At 55.1% G+C, this 25,244-nt stretch carries 12 protein-coding genes and 16 pseudogenes; 12 read left to right on the top strand and 16 right to left on the bottom strand.

The genetic code is table 11. The features are described from left to right. Nucleotides 1-50: 50 nt before the first annotated feature. Nucleotides 51-828, bottom strand: a pseudogene (locus SGP1_RS26435) (N-acetylmuramoyl-L-alanine amidase). 578 nt (nucleotides 829-1,406) lie between these two features. Beyond that, nucleotides 1,407-2,260 (bottom strand): annotated as a pseudogene (locus SGP1_RS32525) (VapE domain-containing protein); the annotation flags it as partial. Nucleotides 2,261-3,605: 1,345 nt separating this feature from the next. On the opposite strand from SGP1_RS32525, the gene SGP1_RS02725 reads away from it, so the two are divergent. Then, entirely contained in the window at nucleotides 3,606-4,304 is a 699-nt protein-coding gene (locus SGP1_RS02725; protein ID WP_011410160.1) for a S24 family peptidase, read from the top strand. Nucleotides 4,305-4,454: 150 nt separating this feature from the next. Continuing rightward, nucleotides 4,455-4,604, top strand: coding sequence for a hypothetical protein (locus SGP1_RS30570; protein WP_158302317.1), 150 nt, complete (start codon nucleotides 4,455-4,457; stop codon nucleotides 4,602-4,604). A gap of 29 nt (nucleotides 4,605-4,633) precedes the next feature. Here the strand turns inward: SGP1_RS30570 and SGP1_RS02720 are convergent. After that, a pseudogene (locus tag SGP1_RS02720) lies at nucleotides 4,634-5,450 on the bottom strand (IS110 family transposase); the annotation flags it as partial. Between the two features lie 183 nt (nucleotides 5,451-5,633). On the opposite strand from SGP1_RS02720, the gene SGP1_RS36055 reads away from it, so the two are divergent. From SGP1_RS36055 to SGP1_RS31645, 5 genes and pseudogenes are all read left to right on the top strand, one after another. After that, on the top strand, nucleotides 5,634-5,786 hold the full coding sequence (locus tag SGP1_RS36055) for a DUF202 domain-containing protein (RefSeq protein WP_083764651.1): 153 nt from the start codon (nucleotides 5,634-5,636) through the stop codon (nucleotides 5,784-5,786). Then, complete coding sequence (locus SGP1_RS30565; RefSeq protein ID WP_158302316.1) at nucleotides 5,758-5,922, top strand: hypothetical protein; 165 nt, start codon at nucleotides 5,758-5,760, stop codon at nucleotides 5,920-5,922. Before SGP1_RS36055 ends, SGP1_RS30565 begins: the two co-directional genes overlap by 29 nt. Nucleotides 5,923-6,567: 645 nt before the next feature. Continuing rightward, nucleotides 6,568-6,931: pseudogene (locus SGP1_RS02715) on the top strand (diacylglycerol kinase). Nucleotides 6,932-7,131: 200 nt separating this feature from the next. Then, nucleotides 7,132-7,505, top strand: a pseudogene (locus tag SGP1_RS32520) (adenylate kinase); the annotation flags it as partial. A 133-nt stretch (nucleotides 7,506-7,638) separates the two neighbouring features. After that, complete coding sequence (locus SGP1_RS31645; protein ID WP_050747365.1) at nucleotides 7,639-7,875, top strand: hypothetical protein; 237 nt, start codon at nucleotides 7,639-7,641, stop codon at nucleotides 7,873-7,875. Nucleotides 7,876-8,097: 222 nt separating this feature from the next. Here SGP1_RS31645 and panS read toward each other — a convergent pair. Beyond that, nucleotides 8,098-9,042, bottom strand: a pseudogene (gene panS, locus SGP1_RS02700) (ketopantoate/pantoate/pantothenate transporter PanS). A 436-nt stretch (nucleotides 9,043-9,478) separates the two neighbouring features. Between panS and SGP1_RS02695 the strand changes: the two are divergent. From SGP1_RS02695 to SGP1_RS02685, 3 genes and pseudogenes are all read left to right on the top strand, one after another. Beyond that, nucleotides 9,479-9,790: an antibiotic biosynthesis monooxygenase family protein gene (locus SGP1_RS02695; protein ID WP_011410156.1), complete on the top strand. Its 312-nt coding sequence runs from the start codon at nucleotides 9,479-9,481 to the stop codon at nucleotides 9,788-9,790. Nucleotides 9,791-9,841: 51 nt separating this feature from the next. After that, the gene (locus SGP1_RS02690; protein ID WP_050747364.1) at nucleotides 9,842-10,174 is read left to right on the top strand and encodes an amino acid-binding protein; all 333 of its coding nucleotides are present in this window, start codon (nucleotides 9,842-9,844) and stop codon (nucleotides 10,172-10,174) included. Beyond that, a pseudogene (locus SGP1_RS02685) lies at nucleotides 10,171-10,880 on the top strand (ArsR/SmtB family transcription factor). Before SGP1_RS02690 ends, SGP1_RS02685 begins: the two are co-directional and overlap by 4 nt. A 161-nt stretch (nucleotides 10,881-11,041) precedes the next feature. On the opposite strand, the gene SGP1_RS02680 reads toward SGP1_RS02685, so the two are convergent. Further along, nucleotides 11,042-11,785: a molybdate ABC transporter permease subunit gene (locus tag SGP1_RS02680; protein ID WP_148203636.1), complete on the bottom strand. Its 744-nt coding sequence runs from the start codon at nucleotides 11,783-11,785 to the stop codon at nucleotides 11,042-11,044. 21 nt (nucleotides 11,786-11,806) lie between these two features. Then, nucleotides 11,807-12,714: pseudogene (locus SGP1_RS02675) on the bottom strand (extracellular solute-binding protein). A gap of 569 nt (nucleotides 12,715-13,283) precedes the next feature. Here SGP1_RS02675 and SGP1_RS02670 point away from each other — a divergent pair. Further along, the gene (locus tag SGP1_RS02670; RefSeq protein ID WP_041866574.1) at nucleotides 13,284-13,544 is read left to right on the top strand and encodes a YdgH/BhsA/McbA-like domain containing protein; all 261 of its coding nucleotides are present in this window, start codon (nucleotides 13,284-13,286) and stop codon (nucleotides 13,542-13,544) included. 253 nt (nucleotides 13,545-13,797) lie between these two features. On the opposite strand, the gene arnT is transcribed toward SGP1_RS02670, so the two are convergent. Next, entirely contained in the window at nucleotides 13,798-15,474 is a 1,677-nt protein-coding gene (arnT, locus tag SGP1_RS02665; protein WP_011410154.1) for a lipid IV(A) 4-amino-4-deoxy-L-arabinosyltransferase, read from the bottom strand. 128 nt (nucleotides 15,475-15,602) lie between these two features. Then, the gene (locus SGP1_RS02660; protein ID WP_011410153.1) at nucleotides 15,603-16,565 is read right to left on the bottom strand and encodes a glycosyltransferase; all 963 of its coding nucleotides are present in this window, start codon (nucleotides 16,563-16,565) and stop codon (nucleotides 15,603-15,605) included. 272 nt (nucleotides 16,566-16,837) lie between these two features. On the opposite strand from SGP1_RS02660, the gene SGP1_RS34900 reads away from it, so the two are divergent. Further along, entirely contained in the window at nucleotides 16,838-16,963 is a 126-nt protein-coding gene (locus SGP1_RS34900; RefSeq protein WP_279379434.1) for a hypothetical protein, read from the top strand. 381 nt (nucleotides 16,964-17,344) lie between these two features. Here the strand turns inward: SGP1_RS34900 and SGP1_RS02655 are convergent. The 8 pseudogenes from SGP1_RS02655 to SGP1_RS35520 all read right to left on the bottom strand — a co-directional run bounded on the left by SGP1_RS02655 (nucleotide 17,345) and on the right by SGP1_RS35520 (nucleotide 24,717). Then, nucleotides 17,345-17,816: pseudogene (locus SGP1_RS02655) on the bottom strand (cupin domain-containing protein). 63 nt (nucleotides 17,817-17,879) lie between these two features. Further along, nucleotides 17,880-18,318: pseudogene (locus SGP1_RS02650) on the bottom strand (DoxX family protein). A 191-nt stretch (nucleotides 18,319-18,509) separates the two neighbouring features. Further along, a pseudogene (locus SGP1_RS32510) lies at nucleotides 18,510-18,824 on the bottom strand (DUF1003 domain-containing protein). A gap of 276 nt (nucleotides 18,825-19,100) precedes the next feature. Beyond that, nucleotides 19,101-19,752: pseudogene (locus SGP1_RS02640) on the bottom strand (ABC transporter ATP-binding protein). A gap of 53 nt (nucleotides 19,753-19,805) precedes the next feature. Continuing rightward, nucleotides 19,806-20,799: pseudogene (gene livM / locus SGP1_RS02635) on the bottom strand (high-affinity branched-chain amino acid ABC transporter permease LivM); the annotation flags it as partial. 120 nt (nucleotides 20,800-20,919) lie between these two features. Continuing rightward, a pseudogene (locus SGP1_RS02630) lies at nucleotides 20,920-21,706 on the bottom strand (ABC transporter permease subunit). A gap of 129 nt (nucleotides 21,707-21,835) precedes the next feature. Next, nucleotides 21,836-22,949, bottom strand: a pseudogene (locus SGP1_RS02625) (branched-chain amino acid ABC transporter substrate-binding protein). Between the two features lie 543 nt (nucleotides 22,950-23,492). Next, nucleotides 23,493-24,717, bottom strand: a pseudogene (locus SGP1_RS35520) (amino acid permease). Nucleotides 24,718-25,244: the final 527 nt, after the last annotated feature.

The raw sequence follows: 25,244 nt of genomic DNA, 5'->3' as shown, positions 1-25,244 counted from the left end.
GAAAAAAGGCCACGCCGGAGCACAGCCTTGAAGTGTTTACTAGTGGAATGTTAGCTTTTGATGTTTTTGTGCTTTTCGCATAACGCAGCTAGTATCGCCGCAGTTTCCGTATCCAGAACGCCATCATAATTTTCTTGGCGGAAATGCAGCTGGAATGCCCTGATTAATTGCTTAAAACCGTCCGCTGTATTGGCAGCTTTGACAGAATAGCCGTATTTATTCAGTAGATTGATAATGGCGCTACGTTCAGGTACCCCCTGTGAGATGAACTTAACCGTGTATTTCTCAACGGTATCTGCATCCGGCCATGCACCGATACCCGCCTCGTGAAGCTCCTTCCATTAGGAAAGCCGCACCCGGATCACTTTTCCGACCCGGCGTAATATCTGAATGCCCTACAACGTTAACAGGGGTAATATCCGGGTAGCGTTGCACAATGTTTTTTGATAACTCAATAATGGCGTTTATCTGCTGTGGGTGGAAAGGCGGAAAAACAAATTCACCATTGTTGTTCGTTGCAAGATTAACCGTTTCAATGCCTATAGAAGTATCATTGAGACCACTACGCCCAGCTCAATCACTTACACCAGCATGCCAAGCCCTGTCGTTTTCGTCCACCAGGTTGAATGTCCGCATATCTTTGAACCCAGCGTCGATGTAGGTTTTATCCGACGGGTCGGGGACAAGGTAATGCGCGCTGACTGAATTGCCGGTAAGCGTAGTGACTGAACTTTTAAAATTACCTGCGGTATAGTGCATTACTAGGAAACGTACGCGACTGTTAAAGCTTTTTACAGCACGGTATGAATTGTAGTCAATCGGATACATGGTATAGCTCTCTAGTTGTTAACGTCTTCGCTTTCGGGAGTACGATTATACCACCAAGATACTGTATATAAAAACAGTATTTGTTGGGGGTGATACCAGCTGAACTAATATTTCCCGATTTTGACCGGTATTTAACATAATGAGTCTTACCCGCACCGACGCATTACCACTCATCGCGTAAACGCATAAAGCCTGTCAAAAAGGGGCCTTTAGCCCGGCGAAAATGGCCGGTTTTTATGTTACTGATTTGTTAACAAAATGGCGAAATCCGTTTGGCAGCCTTTTACCGGTGAAAGACGCTTTTTTGACAGTTTTCGGTGCGTTCGCGTGTTGCGAACCGCAGAAACACTATCGCCCCACACACTGGCGAGGCGATGTATCGCAAACCGGTAAATTGTTCACATCCGCTAAAACACACTGAGCGTCGTACTAAGCGCATTTCACTCTAAACCTGTGGTTGCTTATTTTCCGCCATAGAAACTCGCTACGAGCCGCACGGGCGCGATTTAGGGCATCTTCGTAGGCGCTCTGCACCCACGAGGCGCCCTTGACCCCAAAACGCCTTATCCCATCGAACTTTCGACGATTTCAAACCAGGCATCCTTAATCATGTGCTGTTCGTGTACGCCGCTCGCCAGTCGCTCAGCATCCCGCCCGGAACTGCACACCGCCCAATGTCCTGTAGAGCTCTGTACCCTCGGCCCATAGCTGCATCACATCGCGTTTGATGTCGTCTAAACGCATCTTACCAACGCGCAGCGGTAACCAACGCCGATTGCCGGTTTCGTCGGCCAGAAACTCTTCCTGATTGGTAGTGCCGAACATCACCAGACGGCGCGAGAACTGTGTGGCGAATTCACGGTATTTGGGCACAACGCCGCAATGCCGGTGGATTTACCGCAGCCCTGTTCACCCACCAGAACGGGGACCATATCCGCCTTGCAGCCGGGCGATAACACCCTGCCCGCCAAGGCTGTCCAGGCGTAAAGCGATACCGCAGAGGTATATTCCGACGGCTCGACGTCAAAATACGTCTCGAAGAAAGTTTTCACGCGTGGCACACCGTCCCAATCCACTCCGTTCAACCACTCGATGGCGCTATCGAACGGGTTCTCATCGGCAACCAGCAACACTGCATCCCGCTGAGCTCTTTACTCACCGGGTCAAACTGCCGCCGTTCCAGAGTGATACGCAGTCTGCTAAAATCGGGGCCGGTAATGGGCACCCATTGGTTATCGCCCTCCTCGGCCAGCATAATTTCATCGCGGAACTGGTCGAAGCAGACTTGCACGCCGCAGAAATCAGGCCGCGCAACAGCCTTGCTGACGTTATCGATGGTGTTTTTAATGACGCCGGTCTTGTCTTTGCGCACAAAGGCTGGCCACGGCGTTTTATTCGCCGCCTCAACCGCGCCCAGGTCCTCAAAATCCTCCACCACCGCCACGGGATGCTTCATGCGCTCAGAGCCGGGGTTTATCCAGCCAGCATCGCCCGTGCGCTTAAAGATGGCCTGATAACCAGTACGATCGGCTTTTAGTGCGTCGTTATCCCACTTGGCGGCGGCGGACCATTCGATCCACAGTTCGCGCACCCGCTCTTCGTACTCGGTACCTTTGAACCACGCCAGCCGGTTCCCCATCGCAATCCATGCCAAATAGCGCCCGCAACTACCCTCAGCGTCCGCGATAACATCGAGGTGCCACAGGGCGGAGCGGATATCGTCGAACGTCTCATCGTTAACATTGTCCAGCTGCACAAGGCGCTCTAAATCGTCAACGGAATTGGTATCGGATGCCGGCAGGCGATCGCACTCTTCCCCTTTCGCTGCCTCAGCCAGCAACGTGTCAACATCAACCGGTCGCCCGTTGAAGCTCTCAAATTCGGCGTTCTCATCAGGCAGATAGATGATTTGCGCCGAACCGTAAACGCTGTCATCCCAGCGAACCGGACCATCGTAGTTCAGCATGACAACGTGCATGATGTGCGCCTGCAGCTGCTGCAACACTCTAGGCTTTTCCGCCGCCGTAATCGGGCGGCTCGGTTCGAGCACAATGCGGATACGGCTTTCGCCATTCACCGCCGGGTGCTTGTGGCTGGCAGTGGTGTAGGAAAAGCCCCGATAGTCCGATATCGCCGACTTGACGCTCTGCCAGCCCTCTTCGCTGATGCCGTCAAGGTCTAGCGGCAGCACATACAGGTCACCCGCACTGGTATCACAGCGCCGTCGCGGCATCCCCGGCTTGAACGTGCACCAAAGGTAGGGCAAGTTCCGCTTTTTATTCTCTAATGCCTTTGGTGTCAATGGATTTAACGCCGATACGCACGCAGCTTTTGCGCACGGACTTCTCAAACGCAGTGAAGTCCGTGGCGCTCCTGTCGCGTGGCTGATTATCCTTAGCGTTTCGCCCCTGTGTGTAGCGAATCGCCATGGGTCATTTGGCCTTGGTGATGGTAGAGGTTGCTATTTGTGTTAGGTAAAACTGCTCCAAAGCACGCACTGTCGATATTCTAGGGTCAGCATTCTTGCCCGTCAGTATCCGACTTATTGAAGGTTGTTTTACCCCGTGTCTTTTTCTAGGTCTTTTTGGGTGAATCCAAGCTCCAGTAGAGACCTAACTACTTCTTGTAGTGTTTTTTTATCCATCATGTCAACTCTCAAAATATTTATAAAACGCATAAAAAATAACAATTCGTATATGAAATAAAAATGCGAAAATTTTATTTTTAGCCGATTATAATATGCGTAAAAGAATATATTTATATTTGGAGACATACAGATGAACTTAGGGACAGAAAAATTAAAAAGAAATATCAATAGCTTAATGTCTAATAAGCAAGTAAAAAGTGTTGCTGAATTATCACGGCGAATAGGGATGCCTCAGCCTACATTGCATCGGATGCTGAATGGTGAAGTCAAAAGTCCTCGGTTGGCAGTGGTCCAAAACATTGCAAAATTTTTCAATGTAGAGGCTAATGATTTGTTATATAAGGATTTAACTCTCAAGGATAATCATCAACCGAAAGAGATCCCACAAACTGAAATTTTCCCTGATAAGCCTATTCCTCTGGCATTTACTAAAGTACCCATGCTGGGTACAGCACAACTTGGTGGCGGTGGCTACTGGGATCTACAAGAATATGCAGTTGGTCAAGGGGATGGTTATGTCCTGTGGCCAACAAAGGATAAAGATGCATTTGCACTCAAGTGCCAAGGGGATTCAATGATGCCTCGGATACAACACGGGGAGTTTGTTGTGGTAGAACCCAATCGGGGATATAAGCCGGGGGATGAAGTACTGGTTCAAGATGAACAGGGCGAAGTAATGATAAAAATATTTCTTTTTCAAAAGGATGGGATCGTTAACTTGCTTTCCGTCAACTCAAAACACGCCCCAACTCGCTTAGATGCGCACACTATCAAAAAAATGTTCTACGTGGCAGGCATAGTCAAAGATTCACTGTACTACCCAGACTAATTGAAAAGCCAGGGGAACCCTCTCTCGAGGATATTAATGCGAAAAAGAAATTAAAATGCGAAAACAAGCATTAATACTATATATGCTATTTAAAATAATCAAATCGCATAAACCGCCCGCTCTTTAACAATCTAAAAACGGAAATCCACCATGAACCACCTTAAACGTATGCAGCACCGCTACCGGCTGACGGGCGCAGACTTGCGCCACCATACCGGCACCATCGTGACCGGTGCGTTGTACCTGCTAGCGCTGCTGTGCGCCGGAACACTTTTTCTCTCGATAGCGAGGACCCTGTAATGTCACTGGAAGCCCATCTGGAGCGGAGTAACCAGAGCGACTTTTTTGGCTTTTCCCGCTGCAAGCAGCCGCGTATAAAATGCTTTTATCACCGGATTAAAGCGGGTTGCGACAAGTGCGGCGATATAAAGCGCTGTTCGGACTCCGCCCCTTCCGCCAAAGATGGTTCGCCGGCCCCGCATGGTACCCGAGTCCCGGTTTATGGGAGCAACGCCTACAAGCGCGCTGATGGCTCGTCTCGAGAGGCTACCCAGGTCGGAAACCTCCGCCAGCAACGCTGCAACCGTCATCGTACCAACCCCTTTAATACTGCTCAGTCTGGCAGCCAGCGCTTTGATGATGATATTGATACTTTTCCTGCTCTGTGGATGAACGGGATAAAGACGGTTACGCTCAGCAATCAACATCGCTGTTAGCTGGCGTCGGCGCACTACCATCGCAGCAAGAACCTGACGCTCCGCATCCAGCATGGCACGGATAAAGCGTTCCCGCCCTGGATGTCGATTAGTGACCTCCGCCATTTGTGCAAGCACCCGTGCATTAATATGGTCCGTTTTTGCCAGATAGCCCATAGTGCGGGCAAAGTCACGAGCCTGTCTGGGATTGACCACCGCGACGTCAAAGCCTTCAGTCTGAAACGAGCAGGCCACGGCAGCTTCAAGTCCACCAGTGGCCTCTATCAGAACCAACACCACCGGATACTTTCTCAGTTCATCAGTAATAGCATCAAAACCGTCCGTCAGAGTCATTACTGACCGTAAACTGAGCAATATCACTGCTGGCAGCAATGTCCAGTGTCGCTTTAGAAACATCAATTCCCACAAAAAGTGGATTTGGCAGACTCATTATTACCCATCCTTGCAAATACGTTATGGAGTACGGACAACTGTTCGGGTTTCAGATGAGTGGCTCAGTATAGGCGTCATTAGCTTCTCTACGGGCTATAAACCCTGGGATGAATCAGACTACATACACCTTGCCAAATCTATTCGTCACTATGCTAACTAAATTTCAAGATACAAGAAGACGATGCGGGATCCTGGATTACAACCTGAGAGAACTTCTCTGACCTGGGCCAAAACCAATTTCCTTCTTTTTGTGGTCGCCCTGCTTTTAGTACCTGTATGCTGTGGCTGCCCTGATATTGTGTTTCATGGGCAGCAGCAATTTCATCATCAATAAAGTGACCGCTTTTTATCCCTGCCCAGAATATATTGGTAATTATCCCGTACACTATTTTATTATCCTCGCTTATCGCGCCTCGGTGGTGCTGGCAAGCCTGCTCTTCCTGGTGGATTTTATCTCAGGTCTGCATTAACCCCGCCTTCATGACGCCCATATGATAAGCGCCAGACGGCGGTATCTCGCGTTGATTATCACGGTTGTGAGCTCAGCGCCTCAGCGCAGGCTGGCGCGCTGATTCTGACCTCGCCGGTTAATGCAAATACGTATTAGCCATAATCGACGCTCCGCCCTACCCCAACACTTACTGAAAAGCTGATTCATCTACAGATGAGAGGGCATTATTGCACACCATGCCTGCCAACCTACCGGATAGCTTGAAGCGGCTACCGGCGGATAATAATCAACTGGACCCGGTGCGGGAAACGTTACCCGCCGGTTTGCTTCATCTCCCGCGAGCGACTCATCAGCTTACCTCGCTGCCGAAAAAAATAACTTCCGTGCCGCGCAAAGCTGGAGGTGAACATCATCCGCAGCCCTGCCCTTAAGCCATTTTGCTCTCCTACAAACACCCTCATAGCCGATATTCCTCTGCCCGCCGGTGATTACACAAGCTACGCGTGACGCCCTGCTGACTCCCCTGGCATACGTCACGCGCGGTATCTGTTATCATAGTGTGCATTGGCCGGATTTTATTTCGTCATCACCCTGCCGGCAACCCTCTTTATGCTATCAATACCGTTTTTGCCTGGGTGCCATGGCGCCTCTATTACGGAGCATTATGAATAAGAAATATACCGGCCTGATGTGGCTATGGAGGGCCACGGTCTATTCGGTACAGGGCCTTTACGCCACCTGGCGCCATGAGGCGGCCTTTCGGCAGGAGGTGACTGGGTGCAGTTGCCATTGCCGTCGCCTGCTGGCTGGATGTTGGCGCCATCAGCCAGCTATTGCTTATTCTTCCCGTCATATTGGTGGCCGTGGTGGAACTGCTTAATAGCGCCATTGAAGCGTTAGTCGATCGTATTAGTCCTGAACAGCATCCGCTGGCGGGACGCGCCAAAGATATGGGTTCCGCGGCCGTGTTGCTTGCCATTCTGCTGGCGGCGACCACCTGGCTGACCTTGCGGTCTGAGGCGTCTTAGCACCGAAGGGTAACGGCGGCCTGACGTGTCCTTGCGCCAAGCATGACGACAATACCGGTCGGCAAATAAGCGTGCTGAGACCCTGCGCCGTGGCACCCTCGACACTACCGACCGGCTGCCCAGCGCCGATTCTCCGTCCGGCGGCGAGCCAATGAAAGCGCCCGGCGCTCACCCTTTTTCCCTCGCGTCAGGAGTGACAGATGAAAATAAATGTGGTCGGCACCAGCGGCAGCGGCAAGTCTACCTCCTCCCGCCGTCTGGCGACGCAGTTGGCAATCCCCTATATTGAGATGGACACGTTGTTCTGGCAGCCGAATTGGACCCCCAGCAACGATGAGGATTTTTTTTGCCGCCTGGAACAGGGGTGTTGGACGGCAACTACCATCGCAGCCGCGACATTAAATGGCGGCAGGTGCACTTGATTATTTGGCTGGATTACAGTCTGGCGCGTACCCTGCGGCAAGCGATTGGCCGCGACTGGCATCAGCAGGAGATTTGGCCCGGCACCGGCAACCGGGAAAGCTTTCGGCGCTACTTTTTCAGCCGCGAATCCGTGCTGCTTTGGACGCTGAAACAGCACACCCCCCAGCCGCGTCTCCAATTCCCGGATTTTCAGGCTGACCGCTCCCGGCGTGACGCAAAGCTCGCCGGAGGCGGCGGTCATACTCAGATGACGGGCGGCGGCCCCCAGCAGCCTGGCGGAGCAGTTGGCGGTACTGGGCGCGGCGCTGTCCTATGCTTGCGCCGGCGTTTACGGCCGTCGTTTTGCCGTCATGGGCCTCAATCCGCTGCTCACCGCCTGCGGCCAGGTCAGCGCCTCGGTGCTGGTGCTGCTACCGCTATCGTTACTTGCCGACCGGCCGTGGACCCTACCGTCTCCGCATGGAATTACCTGGGGGGCTATCGCCGGCCTGGCGCTGTTGTCTACCGCGCTGGCACGCTAAACCTGATGCTGATGACTTTTCTCATTCCGGTCAGCGCCAACTTGATGAGGGGGGTTGGTGCTGCACGAGCGGCTACAGGGAACGGAGCTGGCGGGTATGGCCATCATCCTGCTAGCCCTGGTTATCATCGATGGCCGGCTGGGAAGGCGACTTTTTCGCCGCGGAGAGTAACGCGTCTCCGCCCTGAGAGGGCCTGGCGAGGAGCGCGTGGAACGGGAACGGCTAGCGTTGTTCTTTAGCAGCGGCGCTATCGCGTTTGGGGATGGGTCGGCCCGACCAGTAGCCCGCCAGTATTGAACCAGACAAGTTGTGCCATACCGAGAACAGCGCGCCGGGCAACGCCGCCAGCGGCGTAAAATAAATTTTGCCTAGCGTCGACGCCAGACCCGAGTTCTGCATGCCAACCTCCATGGCCAGCGTGCGGCAGGTGGTTTCGTCAAAGCCGAACATCCGGCCGCCCCAATAGCCCGCCAGTAGACCAATGCCGTTATGCAGAATGACCGCCACGATCACAATCAAACCCACCGAGCCGATAAAGCTCTGGCTGCCGGCGACCACCGCAATGATGATTAACAGGATACATACCATCGAGAACCCTGGTAAAAATGGCTCGACTCTCCTGACCATCGCGGTAAACAGATGATGGATAACTAATCCGGCAAAAATCGGGATCACTACGATCTGTAGAATGCTCATCAGCATGCCCGCCACGTCCACTTTGATATGCGTATCGACATACAGGCGCGTAAGCAGCGGCGTGGCGAAAACGCCGACCAGCGTCGACACGGCGGAGATGGTGACCGGCAGCGCCACATCCCCTTTCGCCAGATAGATCATCACATTGGAAGCGGTACCGCTGGCGACGCTGCCGACCAGGATCATCCCCGCGGATAAATCCGGCGACATACGAAAGAGCCAGGCCAAGATCCAGGCCGCGAGCGGCATGATTAGATAATGCAGGAAAGTGGCGGCGGCCACCGGCGCAGGCCGGGACAGCACACGCTTAAAATCGGCGAAGCGCAGCGTCACGCCCATAGCGAACATGATAAGCATCAATAGTGTGCTTACTCAGGCGCCGATCGGGGTAAAGCTGCCTGGCGTATAATAGGCGGCGATGGACAGTAAAATAGCCCACAGCGGTAACAGGCGGGTAATTTTGTTCAACATATTGGGGGGGGGATCCTTAATTGTTTTTTTAATTGTTTGTGATGTTGCGGTCATACCGGGTAAGACGTGACCCGTGCCATAGCGGCATTAGTTTTACCGTCTATTGTTACTAGTAGCAATAATTTCGCGATAATTCGCCGCGCTGCCGCAGCGCCGACGCTACCGGCGTACCTGTCGGGCCAGCCGGCGCTGCTGGCAATATTCGTTGGTACTTAAACCTCAGCGGGCGTCATGATGCCGCAAAGCGGCAACAAGGCGTCCGGCTCCCTCTCCCCCGCTACGGCTCCCTTCATCGCTCGATCAACGCCATCATTGGCTCCGTGCAGCTGAGTGAGTGCAGCCCCTTTCTCCGCCGATACGTCACATTTCGCTTCACGCCGAAGCATTGGTTTTTAACGGCAATATACTGGCTGCAGGCTTTTAATAGAGTTTTCACATGATTGCGGTTCTTTTTGAAGCAGAAGCACAAGCGCGTTATTTCCAGCTCGCCTCGGAGCTGAAACCCTTGATCTCGACGGTACCGGGATTTATCGCTCTTGAACGTTTCCAGAGTCTGACGACGCCCGGGAAAATTCTTTCTCTTTCCTGGTGGGAGGACGAGGAATCCGTGGCCGGCTGGAAACGTCATCTCAGGCATCAGGCAGCCCAGAAAGAAGGTAAAGCATCGATTTTCTCGTTTTACCGGATACGCGTCGCCCGCGTATTCCGGGAGTGCACCGCCGATAAGCAGAGGCACCATCATGTATGATTCCACGTTGTTCTCAGTAATGCGCACGACTCACTTGCGTCACTTGGTCAACTGCTGGGCCGACACGGGGTGGGGCCGGAAGGTGGCAGCGTGTTTTCGACGCCGCAGGCAGGGCATGCCCACTTTTTGATTGAAGACGGGGAAAAGGCCCGCCGGCTATTGACGGAAGCCGGTTTTAAAGTCGAAAGCCTGTCTCGCCCATTAATAAGAAAATTACGGCAGGAACGGCCCGGCGAGCTGGGCTCAATAGCCGATGCCCTCGCCCGCAGCGGCGTGAATATACTGGTACAGTATAGCGATCACAATAACCGGCTCATTCTTATTATCGACAACGATAGCCGGGCAGAAGAGGTGACCCGAGAATGGGAAATAACATCGGCATGAACCTGGCGAAAACTGCCCCTGAAGGGCACTTGGCAAGCGACCTGGAAAACGCCATGTCCTCTGTCGCAACCGCCCTCTCTGACCCATCAAGGATCAGTATGCTCTGCGCCCTGATGGATGGCCGCACATGGACCGCCACCGAGCTCAGCGCGGCAGCCGGGATTGCCCCGTCCACCACCAGCGGTCATCTTACGCGGCTTCTGCGGCAGGGACTGGTTATGTGCCTGGCGCAGGGTCGTCACCGATACTAACGTCTCGCCGGGCCGGAAATAGCCGGGCTTGTGGAAAATCTGATGGGCGTGTCGATGCACGCCTACGCTGCGCCGGTCTCGCGAACCCCTGAACATTTGCGCTATGCCAGGACCTGTTATGACCATCTGGCTGGGGAATTGGCCGTCAAAATATACCACTACCTGCAAGAAGAGAACTGGTTGGTTTTGGAAGGGACGGCTCTGACACCGCTTGGCAATGCACAATTTCAGCGCCTTGGCGCGACCCTGTCCCCGCGCGCCCGTCGTAAGGCTTGTTGCCCCTGCTTGGACTGGAGCGAAAGGCGTTATCATCTGGCAGGGACGCTGGTACGGCATTGCTAACGTTATTTATGCAAAAAGGCTGGCTGACCAGAATCCCAGGGTACCGGGAGGTTGCCGTTAGCGACCCGGTCCGAATCGCCCTGCAACGCCTGTTCAGGCTGAAGGATATCTGAAAGCGGCTTGAGCCTGCTGGCTCCGTAGGGCATGGGTTGCTTGGGACAACGGCCGGTTGTATCAGAGGTTCAACACGTTCTGTAACGACGCTGACCGGCGCAGTCCGTTAACCCTGAGGGCAATCGAGCCCTGTCTTTGCCGGAATACCGGAGGGGGAGATTTAGATAAGCCTGCGCCGTTGGCGGCCCGTCGCCAGACACCAAAGAGGGAAAGGCAGCGTGAAGACCAGCAACAAACATATCAGACTGTACACCGCATTAATGCCATCGTTCTGCAGGTTGATATACAGCTTGACGGATATCCCCTGCGGGAAATAGGAAAACACCAACACAATGCCAAATTCGCCTACGGCGCGCACCCAGGCGATGGCCAGACCACGCCGCGCCAACGGCAGCGTTACTCTCCATAGCACCTGCCGCGGCGGCGCGCCCAGCACCTTGGCCGCGTCCTCAAGCGACGGCGGCACACTCTCAAATGCCGCCCGCGCTGACAGGATGAAATAAGGCAGCGCGCCATAGATCTGCGCCAGCACGAAGGCCGCAGCATTATTGGTCAGGGCCAGCCCGACCGCTGCCAGCACTTCGCCCAGGGTACTGTAAGGGCCATAGGCCGAGACCAGCAAAATACCCAAGGCAAGCGGCGGCGTCAGCAGGGGGATTAGCACCAGCACTTCGGCCCAACGACGCAGCGGCGAAGCGCCGCGCGCCAGCCACAGCGCCAGCGGCATACCCAGCAATACAATGAGCGGCACAGAAAGCGCGCTAAGACCGAGCGACACCGCGACGGCATTCCAATCGCCATAGGCAAGACGAAAATCCCCCCATGACATGACGCCAAGGAGGGTAATAAAAGGAAGCGCCAGCAACAGCAGCGCCGGCACGCCGAACCAGCCGGCCGGCGACATCGGGCGGGAAATCATCAAAGGTTACGGATACAGAACGCCGCCTTTAGGCTGGCCGTAACCGTTATCCTTCAGCAGCTGTTGACCGGCCGCGCTTTGCATGAAAGTGACGAAACGGGGTCCTGCCTGCGCATCGGGAGCATTTTTCAGCACCGCCGCATAGAACACCAGCGGCTGCGTGTGCAGGACTTTCTCTTTGCCCGCCGCATCGCGAACCGGGAAGCTGACCTTGCTATACCATTGCTCGCTCATATCGGGGTTACTCAGATTGATTTCATCCGGAAACGTAATATAAAGCAGCTTAGCGGAAATCGTCGCGCTCTCATAGCCGGAAACCGCGTCAACCTGTCCGGCCTCCAATCGGGTCAGCAGGCCCCCTTCAGCAAACACCTGCTGCGGGTTCTGCACGTCGCCAAGAATACGGTGCGCCAAACCAGGCTGTTGATAATACTTTTCCGCCAACAAGAGCGTAAAGATGATGTTCCGACCCTGTGGATCGCTGACCGGATCGGTGCGGCCAAAGCGTAGCCCCGGGCTTTGCATCACTTTCCACCACGGTTGCGCGTCGGGCTTGCCCTCTTTGATCGCGGCCAGCGCCGGCGCAAATTTCCCTTTGGGGTTGTAGGCTATGACCATGCGGGTGCTGGCCACCGGTACGGCGCTATCAATAAGTCCCGCCTGCTTAAGGATATCCATCGGTCCCGGCGTGATGGAAACAAACACGTCAGCCACGACTTTTTTTGACGCCAGCAGGCGCGCTATACCGTATGCGCCCTGCCCCTACCCCTGGTAGGTAAGATGCTCTTTCTCGGCGAATGCCGGCCCCAGGTGTTTATCCATCACCACCCCCATTTTGAGCCCGCATAGGTGACGCGGATTTCGTTCGCCTCCTGCACCTGCACTGAGAGTAAAATGCCTAAATGTCCCTGCAAGTACCGTCTTTAAAAGGTGTCTTTTCATTGTCTCTGCTTATCATTATATAGAAAGTTATACAACAATAGCGAATTTATTCCCTTGAAAGCAAGCGGTCTCAGCCGGGATAACCACGTCTTGCACGGACCGGTTTCGGCATCGCCGCGGTCGGCAAATAGGCAATAATTCATTGATTGTCGGCTTATGGCCGCGAATGGGGATGGGGCCTACCCTTTTACTATCGCTAATTCGCGACGGGGATTTTCCCCATAGCGGCCGAGGTATGCAGTAAAGGAAAACAAAGGCAACAGCCTTAGCGCGCGCCTTGCAGGCTTTCCGAACTAACCCGCCCCGGACGCCCGCCGTAAGGCCTCGGCATAACAGCAATGGCAAAGCGCGGCAACGTCTGGCGCAGGATTGAGGGAAAGCCTGACGAACCCCTTTCCGGTAGGAAAACAAAGCGAAATGCACCGAACGTATAAACGACAATAAAAAACCTGAGACAGCGTCACCTGCGGTCGCGCCGAGACATCGTCGATCGTCATGACAGGGTGGCTATTGTTACTTATCCCTAAAGAGAGAATCTAATATGAAAATGACATTTATTGCCGCGACGGCGCTTATTCTGGCGACCTATTCATTCCCAATTCTGGCCGCGCAGGACGTCACCTCACCGCCGCCCGGACAGCAGCCGATGGGCACCGTTTCCGCTACCACTTACAGCAGTAGCGTGACCGATTTGCAACAGCAATTGGAGGCCAAGGCCGATGAAGCAAACGCGTCCTTCTACCGCATTACGTCCGCCGGGGGTACTGATACTCTGAGCGGCACCGCCGAACTGTATAAATAATGCGTACGTGTCCGAAGCGTGGCGCAATTCCACCCGCTCCGGAAAAGCACCGCGCCTGCGCCATCCGCTGCAAAAAAAATCGCTCACCTGCATCATCTACTGCACAACAACTCATGTACGCTATCCGCACTGGCATAAGCGTTTACTCGCCATGCGCACCCTTCGTGTCACTCGTGCCCGTTGCCTCATTTGCGCCATTAATGCCATTCGCGCCGGGAAAATACCCTCTTTACGCCGGCCAAAGCCAGGCCGTTTACTGTTCGCAGCAGGGCAACTGCTGATAGTGAAGCAGCGCGATGCGGTGATTGCGATGCACTTTATCCGCCTTCGGCAGGCCGGGCGGTAAATCTTGCCTGCGATCCAGCAGCAGCAGTAGCGCCACGTCCCCTTTAAGACGCTCTTTTGCCAGCCAGTGGGGAAAATCGTCACGGCTCAGATGGCGTCCCTGCACATCGGCGTATTCCAGACCATAGGCCAATTCCCCTTTATCGTCATACATCAGCACGTCGTTGCGCTCCAGCTCCCAGGCCAGCGCCGTCGCGACACCGACATGATTACTGAGCACATAACGACTTTGGTTAAGCGTAGTCTCGTAACGGCGGATAAATTCCTGCGGCTGATTGCCATCTATGATGCGCTGAGGAATGATTTGCCCCACCAGCAGACTGAGCAGCAGCGGGCAAAACGCCGCCAGCGCCCAGCGGTCCCCCTGCGAGCGTCGCGACACCGCGGCAAAACACAGCCAGCCGGCGAACACCAGCGTACCGATAACAATGCGCGGCCACTCGCCGACAGAGTAGATGCGCGCCCACGGCAGCAGGCCGCTTCCGGCCAGCAGTAAGGCGACGATGGCGCACAGCGCAAAGGCGGTATTAATCCCCGCATTGGCGTCAAACACTTTACTGCGCAGCTTGTCGGCGCACTCGCGACCATAGGCCGCCAGCAACAGCGCCAGCGGCGCCATGCACGGCAGGATATAGGTCAGGAGTTTCCCTTTCGCCACGCTGAAAAACAGCAGCGGCATAACAACCCAGCATAACAGCAAAAAGCGTTCCGGCTGTACCCGGCGCGCGCGCCAGCCCGCCGCCATAGCGCCCGGCAGCAACCCCAGCCAGGGCAACGAGCCCAGCGCCAGCACCGGCAGATAAAACCAGAAGGGGGCGCGATGCTGGGCATTCTCTGCGGCGAAGCGCTGAATATGCTCTACCCAGAAAAAGTAGTGCCAGAAATCCGGCTCCAGTCGCGACAGCGCCAGCGCCCAGGGCAAATTGACCAGCACCGCCAGCAGCGCCGCCAGCGCCCCGTAACCCAACGTAGCCTTCAATTGCCGGTAGTAAAGCGCCACCGGCAGCACCGCGATGGCCGGGACGACCAGGGCGAGAAACCCTTTGGTCATGAAACCCAGCCCGCAAGCGAGTCCTAACAGCAGCCAGGCGACCCCTCGGGTGGTCCGGCGGTCGGCACGCAGTGCGAAGACATGCGCCGCCATGGCGGCGTTAAGCCACAAGGCGATCATCGGGTCCAGCACGCTGTAAGTGCCGACGCCAAAGACCAGCAGCAGAGACAGGAAAATCAGCGCCGCCAGCAGCGATTGACGCAGTTGACGCCCCACCGTCCACGACACAGTGAACACCAGCAGCGCGCTAAGGCCCGTACTAAATACCGACGCGAAACGCACCGCGAAGTTGGTGCTGCCAAATAGCCATTGGCCGATATTGTTCATCCAATAGCCTGCCAGCGGCTTCTCAAAGTAGCGCAACCCCAATAAATGAGGCACCATCCAGTCGCCGCTGGCCAGCATTTCCCGACTGATTTCGGCGTAACGGGTTTCATCAGGCTGCCACAGCAATCTCCCTTCCAGCGGTACCAGATAGGTCAGCACAAAAAATACCGCCAGCAGGCCCAGCCAAAGGCCCGCCCCGCGCTCCACGCTTTCTGGTCGGTTTCCACGGTGAGAAAAATGGACGACCAATGGCACCGCCCCTTTGGCGCACACGCCGGGTTTGCCCCTGCGCCAGACGACGTCGCTCCGCGCTCCGCCCGCCTTGCATTCCCGGCTCATGGCATAAACTCGTCGCGATCGGCAGGAGACGCGCCAATGACCTGCTGGATCACCGCAGCGGGTCGTGCGCGCAGCGTCTGGTAAATACGGCCAAGATATTCACCTAGCAGCGCCATAAGCTGCGCGCCAATAAAGGTGAAAAGGAAGGCGAAAAGCGTAAACACCCCGTCGCCGGCCCACACCTGGCCCAGCAAACCGCGCAGCAGGAGCATTCCCATACCCATGCAGAACCCGGCCAGGGCGATGAGGCCGCCGATGACGCTCAGCGGAGCGGTCATCAGCGTCGCGGCCAGATCGTACAGCCGATAAAGACCGTACAGCGTCCTGAAATGCGACATGCCCTGCTTGCGGGGCGCATGGCTTATCTCGATGTCGGTAATGCGCTCGGTCAACCGGTTCGCCAGGATGGGGACGATGCCACTCTCGCGGCTTTGCAGCAGCGCCGTGACGATTGGCCGCCGGTACGCCCGCAGGACGCAGCCATAGTCCGCAGTGCTTTTGCCGGTGACGTGATGGATAAGGCGGTTCTGCGCGCATGAAGCCAGCTGGCGCGGCCAGCCGTCACGCCGGTTGGCGCGTATAGCACCCACAATGTCATAACCTTCGCAGGCGATACTGACCATGCGCGGAATCTCTTCCGGCGGCGATTGCAGGTCGGCATCAAGGGTGATGATCACCTCCCCCCGCGCCTGACTGAAACCGGCCAAAATTGCCGGATGTTGCCCATAGTTGCGGTTCAACAGCACTGCGACAAACCGACTGCCGGGAGCCTGGGCGGCAGCGCGCAGCAATGCGGTGGAGCCATCACGGCTACCGTCATCCACCAAAATAATTTCATAACACAGGCCAAGCTGGCGGCAGGCGGCGTCGGTACACTGCAGCAGCGCCGGCAGGTTTTGCGCCTCGTTGAATATGGGAATGACGACCGAAACCGAGCTCAAGTGAGCGGCATCAGACACGCGCATACTCCTGCGACGGCCAGCTGCGCCCGGAAGGAGATGCCCTGTTAATTCCGTTGCCGGTCTTAAGGTGAGAAAAAAGTGGATCGAGGCTCACGGCGGTTACCCTGTAAATATCATATTTCCGGGCACTATAAGTCCTGACTCCTTAACGAAGAATAAACATCAAAAGGATCTGTTTAATATTTTATAACGGATATCGATCTTATTCATTCAGCGTTCAACCGCAGGAATAAACCGGCGCATTAAGATTAAAAAAGGGATAATAACCGGTGGCCGTTGCCCACGCAGGTTTATCCGTCACCATCGGCCGCGCGCAGGATCCGATGATGCCGCCGGGTATATTGGCACTGTTATTCCGGCTATTATTTATGGGAAACGGCATTATTCTGACGTAGTGTTATTTGCTACTGTAATTGAATAAAAGAGGTTCAATGATCCCGTCGAAAAACTAATTTATCAGCGGGCGGGCACATTTCCCACCATCGTCATCATGGTATTTTTGCCCGGCGACAAGGTGTACTTTATCTCCGCTGGTGAATTATTCTTCCCATGGTATCCATAAGCGTTTGAAGACGCGCGCGATTGACGCTGAAGACGCTTTCACAGCAAAGCCTACTGCGTCGCAGCGAACAGGGCGCCATGAGCGGCTCTGAAGGGTTGGCGCTAAAACCGATCAGGCAAAGCACGCATCGCAACCGCCCTCGGGCAAATCTGGCATCACGCCGCTCGCGGCTGACAACTCCCCCAACTGGCACAGGCACGTCTCAGCGTAGGTGTCAGGGGCGTGGTGTCGTCGGTTTGCCGTCGTGATCGCCGAAAGGGAGATCGGGGTAATCCCGCCAGCGGTCGGCGCGCCTCGTAATCGGGATTCATAGGGTAACGGATACGATTTTCCGGCTTGTCGGCTTCGCCTACCACCAGCAGCATGACCTCGTCTGCAGTGTTATTGATAAAGGTATGGCAGATACCGGTGCCGGCAGGTAATCCGACCGCATCCCCCGGCAACAGGGGATATAATTCCCCATTTAGCCAGACGTCGGGTGTACCCGCCAGAACATAGACGAACTCCTCTTCCCGGCTTTCCGCATGGGGATAAGTGCTGCGCCGGCCAGGCGGTAAACGCTCATGGTGGATGCCGATGCGGGTCAGGCCCAGCGCCCGTCCGAGCGGCGCGCCGAATCTGAAACGCTCGCTATCGCCCTCATACGTATCGTTACCATCATCTTCCAATTTACGCCAGTGGCGAATAAAGTCGGGTCACGTCATGAAGAATACCCATCAGCCGACGACCAGCGTGACGGGTCGACAGGGCTATTGAAGTCGGGAGTTACTAACCAGCACATAGCGGCCGGCGCCAAACAGCATAATGATAATGCCTCCCATGAAGTATAGCGCCTCCGTTTCCAGCTTCCAGGCGCCGACTTGTGTGTGGGTAAAGACATCGGCGATATGCACCAGTAGGGTGTACACTACCAGATTGACGGCGTAAATCAGCGCGGCGGGACGGGCCATAAAACCAATGATTATCATCAGCGGCGTCACGATTTCACCGATATAAGCGCCGTAGGCGATGAACGCCGGCAGCCCGTGCTGCGCCAGCATGCCGCCTATCCATCCAGCCCACGCCGTGCTGCAATTTGAACGCGCCGTGAAACAGCATCAGGATCCCGAAGGTCAGCCGCAGCAACAGCTTGGCGAAATCGAGATGGTCGGACAGGCGGGAAAAGCCGTTATTCAGAGAAGCGAACATGGGAAGTACCGTTCTTATGATTGATAGTAGAAGCGATCCTAGCGATAAAAAGTATTTATCTCCAATCAAATTCCCTGACTATGTTCTTCGAATAAATGCATCGACGGATCGGTTGGCAAAGGTTATTGCGGGCGATGCTGGCGTTTGATTTCCTCCAATTGCAGGGATATCTCCGTCAACTGCTCTTTAATCTAGGTAACGATATCCCCTTCCAGGTAATCAATTTTATCGTGTAGCGCGTACATTTCCAGATCCGACTTCACGTTGACGTTAGAGGCGATTTCCGCCCGGTAGCGATCGACCTCGCCTTCCCTTTTCTGGCTCATCATAATCGCCGGCGCGGTATAGACCACCTAAAAGGATAAAAATAAATTCAACAGGATAAAAGGGTAAGGGTCAAAACCGCTTTTTCCCATCAGCAGGTTATAGCTGGTCCAGCCGATGATGATGGTCTGGATAATAATAAAGGTCCAGGTACCAATCACCGCGGTAATGGTATCGGCCATGAGCTGGCCCAGGGTCCGGGGAGCGATGGCATCCGAAGAAGGCATAAGTAACGTTGCATGCTCACTACGGCTGCTCGCCCGTAATTCTTCTAGCTATTTTTTTGATTTGGCGTCCATGATGGCATCCTGGGTTAAGTGTATTTCTTTGATAATATTGATTATTAATAAAAATCAATTATAAATTACTTTAACACTTTTACCCCGAGGAATTGTATATATATTTGTTTCCGTTGCCGATAAATACATTAAATAATCATGCATTAGCGTTATTTTCCTTTATAACAGGACGGGACTACCGGCAGCGGTCAGATAGGCTTTGCGCACCTCCTCGTTCCCCAGCAGCGCCTTACCAGGGCCGCTTAGTCGAATCTGGCCGTTCACCATGACATAGCCGTGATCGGACAGAGTGAGCGCGTGATGCGCGTTTTGCTCAACCAAAAAGAGCGTCATTCCCCCGGCCACCAATTCTCGCAAGATCTGAAAAATGTGCCTGACGATAATGGGCGCCAGTCCCAAACTCGGCTCATCAAGTAACAGCAGCCTGGGCCGGCTCATCAGCGCGCGGGCGATGGCCAGCATTTGCTATTCGCCGCCGGAGAGCGTCATCGCACGCTGGCCGCGTCGCTCCTCCAGCCGGGGAAACAGGTGATACATGCGCGCCAAATCCTCGGCCTGATAGCGGGTGCCGATGGCGATATTGCCCATCAATAAATTTTCCTCCACCGTCATATCGGGAAACACCCGTCGCCCCGCCGGCGATACGCGGCTGACCAAAGATGGACATGAGTAACGTGGATTTTCCGGCGCCGTTGGCGCCGATAAGCGCGGTGATTGAGCCACTCGTCACGTCCGGGTTGACATCATTCAGCGCCCGGATACCGCCGAACCGCATTTGCAAATTCGCCACGCGCAGTATCGACTCGGTCATGGCGCTACCCCCTTACGCGGGGTGAAACCGCTGCGGCTGACGCGAATCAGGCCTCACGGCCGCCAAATCATCATCAACACGCCAAACAACAGCACCCGATATTTGGCAAAACCACGCAGCAGCTCGGGGGCAACCGTCAGTACGAAGGCGGCAATCACCACTCCGAGGGTGGATCACAGACCGCCTAGTACCACAATGGCCAGGATCAGCAAGGATTCAAAAAACGTAAATGAGGTTGGATTGACGAATCCCTGGTAACTGGCGAAAAACACGCCCGCCAGTCCGTCGGTAGAGGCGCCGAGCGTAAAGGCCGAAAGCTTGACCAGGACATTATTCAGCCCCATCGCGCGGCAGACGATTTCATCTTCGCGCAGCACTTCCTAGGCGCGACCGACAGGCATCCTGGTGAGCCTGTGTTTGATGTAAAACACCAGCAGTACCACCAACACCAGCACCGTATAGATAAAAATAAATTTCAGATTGGGATTGTAGTTTGTGTGTAAAAACTCATGAATAGGTACGCCGCCCTCCCGGGCGCGGCGACCAAATTCCAGTCCGAAAAACGTGGGTGACGGCACCGGTACGCCGTTGGGACCGCCGGTAAACGCCAGCCAATTGTTCAGCACCAGCCTGATTATTTCGCCAAATCCCAGAGTCACAATCGCCAGATAATCACCGTGCATCCGCAGGACCGGAAAACCGAGCAACGCTCCCGCCACCGCATAATGGCGGACAGCGGCAGCATCGACCAGAAGCCCAAGCCGAGGTACTGGTATCCCAGCGCCAGACCGTAGGCGCCAATGGCATAGAACGCCACATAACCCAGATCCAGTAGGCCAGCGAGGCCCACCACGATATTTAATCCCAGGCCGAGCAGGACATAAATCAGGCCCAGGATCCCGACCGTCAGCAGATATTTGGTGGCCACAAAGGGAAACAACGCCGCCAGCAAGATTAGCAATGCTGCCATCCAGCTCAGTGGGCTTTTGGCTTCCGGCGCGCGCGCATAAAAACTCCATCCCTCTCCCCCTCGAAGCGAGACAGCCAGCGTTTGCCCGGCGCCGTCTGCCAATAAGGCTCAGCGCTGGCCGTGGAAATCAAAACGGTAACCGTTCAATACCACACCTACCATAGGGCCGAAAATAACAAGGGCCATCAGGCCCGCTCCTATACTTTGGCAACCAAAGGCCGCCCCAACAAGCCCTGGGGCCGGAAAATGAGGATTACCACCAAGAGAGAAAAGGAAAACACATCTTTGTAATCGGAATTAACCATGCCGGAAAACTGCGCTTCCGCCACGCCTAGGATCAACCCGCCGAGCACCGCGGCGGTGAAGGCTTTGATGCCGATGATAAAGCCGGCGTAGAAATCAAACGTGCCGTAGTTCATGGTAATTAACACCCCCGCCAACCCGGCCATGGCGGCCATCTTGCGGTCCTGCTGCGTCGCGCGGCACATACGGCCGAGCCGGGTATGCGTGATTACCCAGTTCAGCACCAACATCCACACCAGCGATGCCGCCAGGATAAAGACCTTGGTATAGGTCAATTGCACCACGCTGTCGCCCAGTGAAAATTTGACGACGCCATTAAGCAACGTAGGAATACCCTGCTGGCGCGGGCCTTGGCTGATTTGTGCATATTTTGCAATATCAGTGACAAACAATAGCGGAAATCAGCGGCGCCAGCCGGGTGGAATTTCGCAAGGGGCGGTAAGCAATACGCTCGATGACCCAGCCGTAGACCCCGGTGACCACCAGCGTGCCGAAAATCAGCAGTGAAAACGAGGACACGCCAAAGAAAGAGAGCAGCACCAGGCCGATGGCGCACAAATAGGCGGAGATTATATAGACTTCGCAATGGGCGAAATTGATCATGCCGATGATGCCATACACCATGGTATAGCCGATGGCGATAAGACCATAAACGGCGCCCAGGGTTAAGCCGTTAAACATTTGCTGCCAAAAAATGCTTCCATAGATAAGCGGTCCCGTCTGGCCCAACAGAACACCTCACGGCGCTCTGCGATGACAGCACGCCGGGCTTATCATGCCGGCGCGCCCCTGGAGGTATATGCCGCGCGGTTAAGGCACCTGCTGATATTTTCCCTTATTATCCCACTGATAAACCACGTAATCGGAGACTTTCAAATCCCCCTTGCTGTCCCAGCTTTTGGGACCCATCACGGTGTCCACCGAATAGGATTTCAGCCAATCGCTGGCTTTGGCGGAATCGCTGCCGCCGGTAGCTTTGAACGCGGCGGCAATCGCCCAACGAAGCGTAAGCGTAAAGGGTATAACCCTCCGGCTCGAATTTGCTGGCGCGGAAGGTTTCAATGACCGATTTGCCCGCCGGGATCAAGCGCGGGTCTTATCCAAAGGTCATTAATATCCCATCGGTATATTGCGGACCTCCCGCGGCGGTCACCAGCTCTTCGGTGACGATGCAGTCGCCGGAGAAAAACGTCACCTTCACACCCTGTTCACGCATTTGCCGCACCAGCGTCCCGGCTTCGGGATGGCATCCGCCGAAATACACCACCTGCGGATCCACCGAGCGTATTTTGGTCACCAGAGCGTTGAAATCTTTTTCGCCGCGCGATAACCCTTCATACATCACCTCTTTAACGCCCGCTTTGTTCAGCGCGACCTTGGTGGCGTCAGCCAATCCCTGGCCGTAGGTATCTTTGTCATGAATAATCGCCACTTTGGACGCTTTCAATTTGTCGATAATGTAACTGGCGGCAATAGCCCCCTGCTGATAGTCACGGCCGCACATACGAAACATAGTGTTCATACCGCGCTCGGTGATTTGCGGGTTGGTGGATCTGGGTGTGATGGCGAGAATGCCAGCATCGTCATACACCTCCGAGGCCGGCATGGTGGAAGACGAGCAGAAATGACCGATGACCGCCGCGACATGGGATTGATCGACCAGACGGTTGGCCACCGCGACCGCCTGTTTGGGCTCGCAGGCATCATTCCCCTGCACCAGGGTAATTTTTTCGCCGTTAATCCCGCCGGCGACGTTGATATCCTCCGCGGCCTGGCTGGCGCCGCGCCAGTATTGATCGCCGTACGTTGCGTTGGGGCCGGAAAACGGCCCGGCGACGGTGATATCGGCATGGGCCGCAAACGCCGTGCCAAGACAGCCTAACAATAAAGCGGCAAGCAGAGGTGCTATCGGTTTCAGAGACATTATCGTGTTTCTTAAAGCTGGTTTATTGGAACGACTTGCAGCACTCATCGGCAACAAACTCTGCAGTAACAACGTTTAACCAATGAAGACAGATGATGAACACGCAACCGCCGGTCACGATTGCTCAGGCCAGTCAGCCAAGCAATATCTCTGCCATATCGGCAAAGGGGGGCCAACCGCGGGCAGGCAATGGGGCGGCCTGATACCCCGTCGGTTTCCTAAGCGTAGAGGGACCAGCGCACCAATCCGGTGCGTGGATTCTCATTTTTTTGAAAAAATGGAAAATAAAGGTGAAAGGAAATAAATTACGACCCGCGCGCCCGTCGGCATTTTTCATTACGCCGCCGCGGCGGAAACGCTCCCACCCCCTTTCGGGGTGAGGTGGTGCAGCATCCCGTGACGTCACTCGAGCCAACGCGCCGCCTTTGAATATACCGCAGCGGCCAGAACGCCCGCAAGCGAGTGGTACAACGCGTGTTACACCACGACGACTCGCGTCTCCTGGCCCGCTAGCGCCGGAGACCACTGCCCCCATTACCGTTGCTATACCGCCGCTCGACAGCAGCGGGAGGGAGTACTGCGCCTGCCAAGGCCACACAGGCGATAAATCAGGGAGATACTCAGCAAAAACACACCGCCGACCGTCAACGACATCCGGGTGTCGGGGCTTAACGCCATTCCCAGCAGCACGCAGCACAGGAACGCCATGGTGATATAATTCACCCACGGAAACAACACCGATCGGAAAGGATGGTCGCGCATCGCCTGGTGATGTCGTCTACGAAAACGCAACTGGCTTATCAGCACCACAAACCACGGCACCATGCCCGGCAACACGATGGCGCTATAAATGTAGACAAAAACCTGGAGCGGATTGGGAATGACATAATTCAGGCAAGAGCCCACAAGCAGCACGACGATCGACACCGTCACTCCCGCCGCGGCGGTAATACCGATTTTAGCGAAGGTCAGCACGAACGTGCTTCCGTTAGCCCCGATCTGACTCCACGGAAACAGCGTGACGATGACAAAAATGGCGCCTACATAAAAGATCAATATGCGCCAAAGAATATTGCTAATGGCGCGGCGCAGCGTCACCTGCGGATCTTTTGCTTCCCCCGCCATAATGCCAACCAGCTCAACGCCTTGATATGAGGCCACCACAATGCATAGCGCAAAGAGAAAACCTTTCCAGCCGCCGGCAAAAAAACCGCCGCGCGCGGTCAGATTGGCCAGCCCTACCGGCTGGCCGCCGTTGCCTATGCCGAGAAAAATCACGCCCAGCCCGACCACAATCATGACGATGATGGTGGTGATCTTTTCAAGGCAAACCAGAACTCGATCTCGCCATATAAAAGCACCGCCGCCAATCCTACCGCCGCCAGCGCCGGGAGCCACTGGGGCAGGTGGGGAAACCAATATTGCACATAGACGCCAATCGCGGTGATTTCGGAGATCCCCACCGCCATCCACATAAACCAATAACTCCAGGCGGTCAGGTAGCCGAAGAAGGGGCTCATATAACGATGGGCGTAAACGGCAAAGGAGCCTGTTATCGGTTCCAGGTAGAGCATTTCCCCCATGGAGCGCATGATGAAAAAGATAAAGATACCGGCGATGATATAGGCCAACAAAACCGAGGGACCAGCCCATTGCAGCGTCTCGCCGCCCCCATGAACAGACCGACGCCGATGGTGCCGCCCAGCGCGATTAATTCTATGTGGCGGGCCTCAAGACATCGGCTCATCCCCTGTTGTTCTCCCCTCATAATCCCTCAATATCACCGCCGTCCGGCAGTCCCGTTAAAAAATGGCGATAAGAGTAGCCTAAATTGACCGTCAGCGCAGGTAGCGAATTCCCCGTTGCTGAAAAAATCTCCCTGCCCATCGCGTTTAGAGGACTCGGTGCGGGGTTAAGGCGCCCGCGTTCTGGTCCATCCATTGACGACCAGGGGAGCAGCCGTGGACAGCATCTGCGGCGGCGCCATGGGCATTATCCATCGCCTCGCCCACCAGATACGACTCACTCGAAGCAAGCCGCGTGACTAAGCGTTTAGTTGGCGCGGCTACAGTGTGCGCAAGCGTACCACAACAGTACGCTGTCGTAAGGGGAGGCAGTAACGAGGGGGAAACAAATAGTATTTGTCGAACACGTCGGTAAGATAGAGAGAGCTCGCGTCCGATGAGATAAAGGCAGCGCGCGTCTAGTGAAATAAAGACCGGGGAGCAGGGCGACGCAGAAGAAAACGGCGCCTGACGCAGGCGGTCGCAAGCTTGATGCATCACCGCCAGAACG

Origin of the sequence: Sodalis glossinidius str. 'morsitans' (assembly GCF_000010085.1) — a bacterium.
Classification (GTDB): Bacteria; Pseudomonadota; Gammaproteobacteria; order Enterobacterales; family Enterobacteriaceae; genus Sodalis; species Sodalis glossinidius.
The sequence above is the reverse complement of the archived record's forward strand: the minus strand, read 5'-3'. Positions and strand labels throughout refer to the sequence as shown.

What these genes read in the sequence shown, in the direction of transcription:
- SGP1_RS02695 (WP_011410156.1), top strand. Translation starts at nt 9,479, where the DNA reads ATGATTGCGGTTCTTTTTGAAGCAGAAGCACAAGCGCGTTATTTCCAG.
- SGP1_RS02670 (WP_041866574.1), top strand. Translation starts at nt 13,284, where the DNA reads ATGAAAATGACATTTATTGCCGCGACGGCGCTTATTCTGGCGACCTAT.
- SGP1_RS30570 (WP_158302317.1), top strand. Translation starts at nt 4,455, where the DNA reads ATGAACCACCTTAAACGTATGCAGCACCGCTACCGGCTGACGGGCGCA.
- SGP1_RS36055 (WP_083764651.1), top strand. Translation starts at nt 5,634, where the DNA reads ATGCGGGATCCTGGATTACAACCTGAGAGAACTTCTCTGACCTGGGCC.
- SGP1_RS02680 (WP_148203636.1), bottom strand. Translation starts at nt 11,785, where the DNA reads ATGTCGCCGGCCGGCTGGTTCGGCGTGCCGGCGCTGCTGTTGCTGGCG.
- SGP1_RS02725 (WP_011410160.1), top strand. Translation starts at nt 3,606, where the DNA reads ATGAACTTAGGGACAGAAAAATTAAAAAGAAATATCAATAGCTTAATG.
- SGP1_RS30565 (WP_158302316.1), top strand. Translation starts at nt 5,758, where the DNA reads ATGGGCAGCAGCAATTTCATCATCAATAAAGTGACCGCTTTTTATCCC.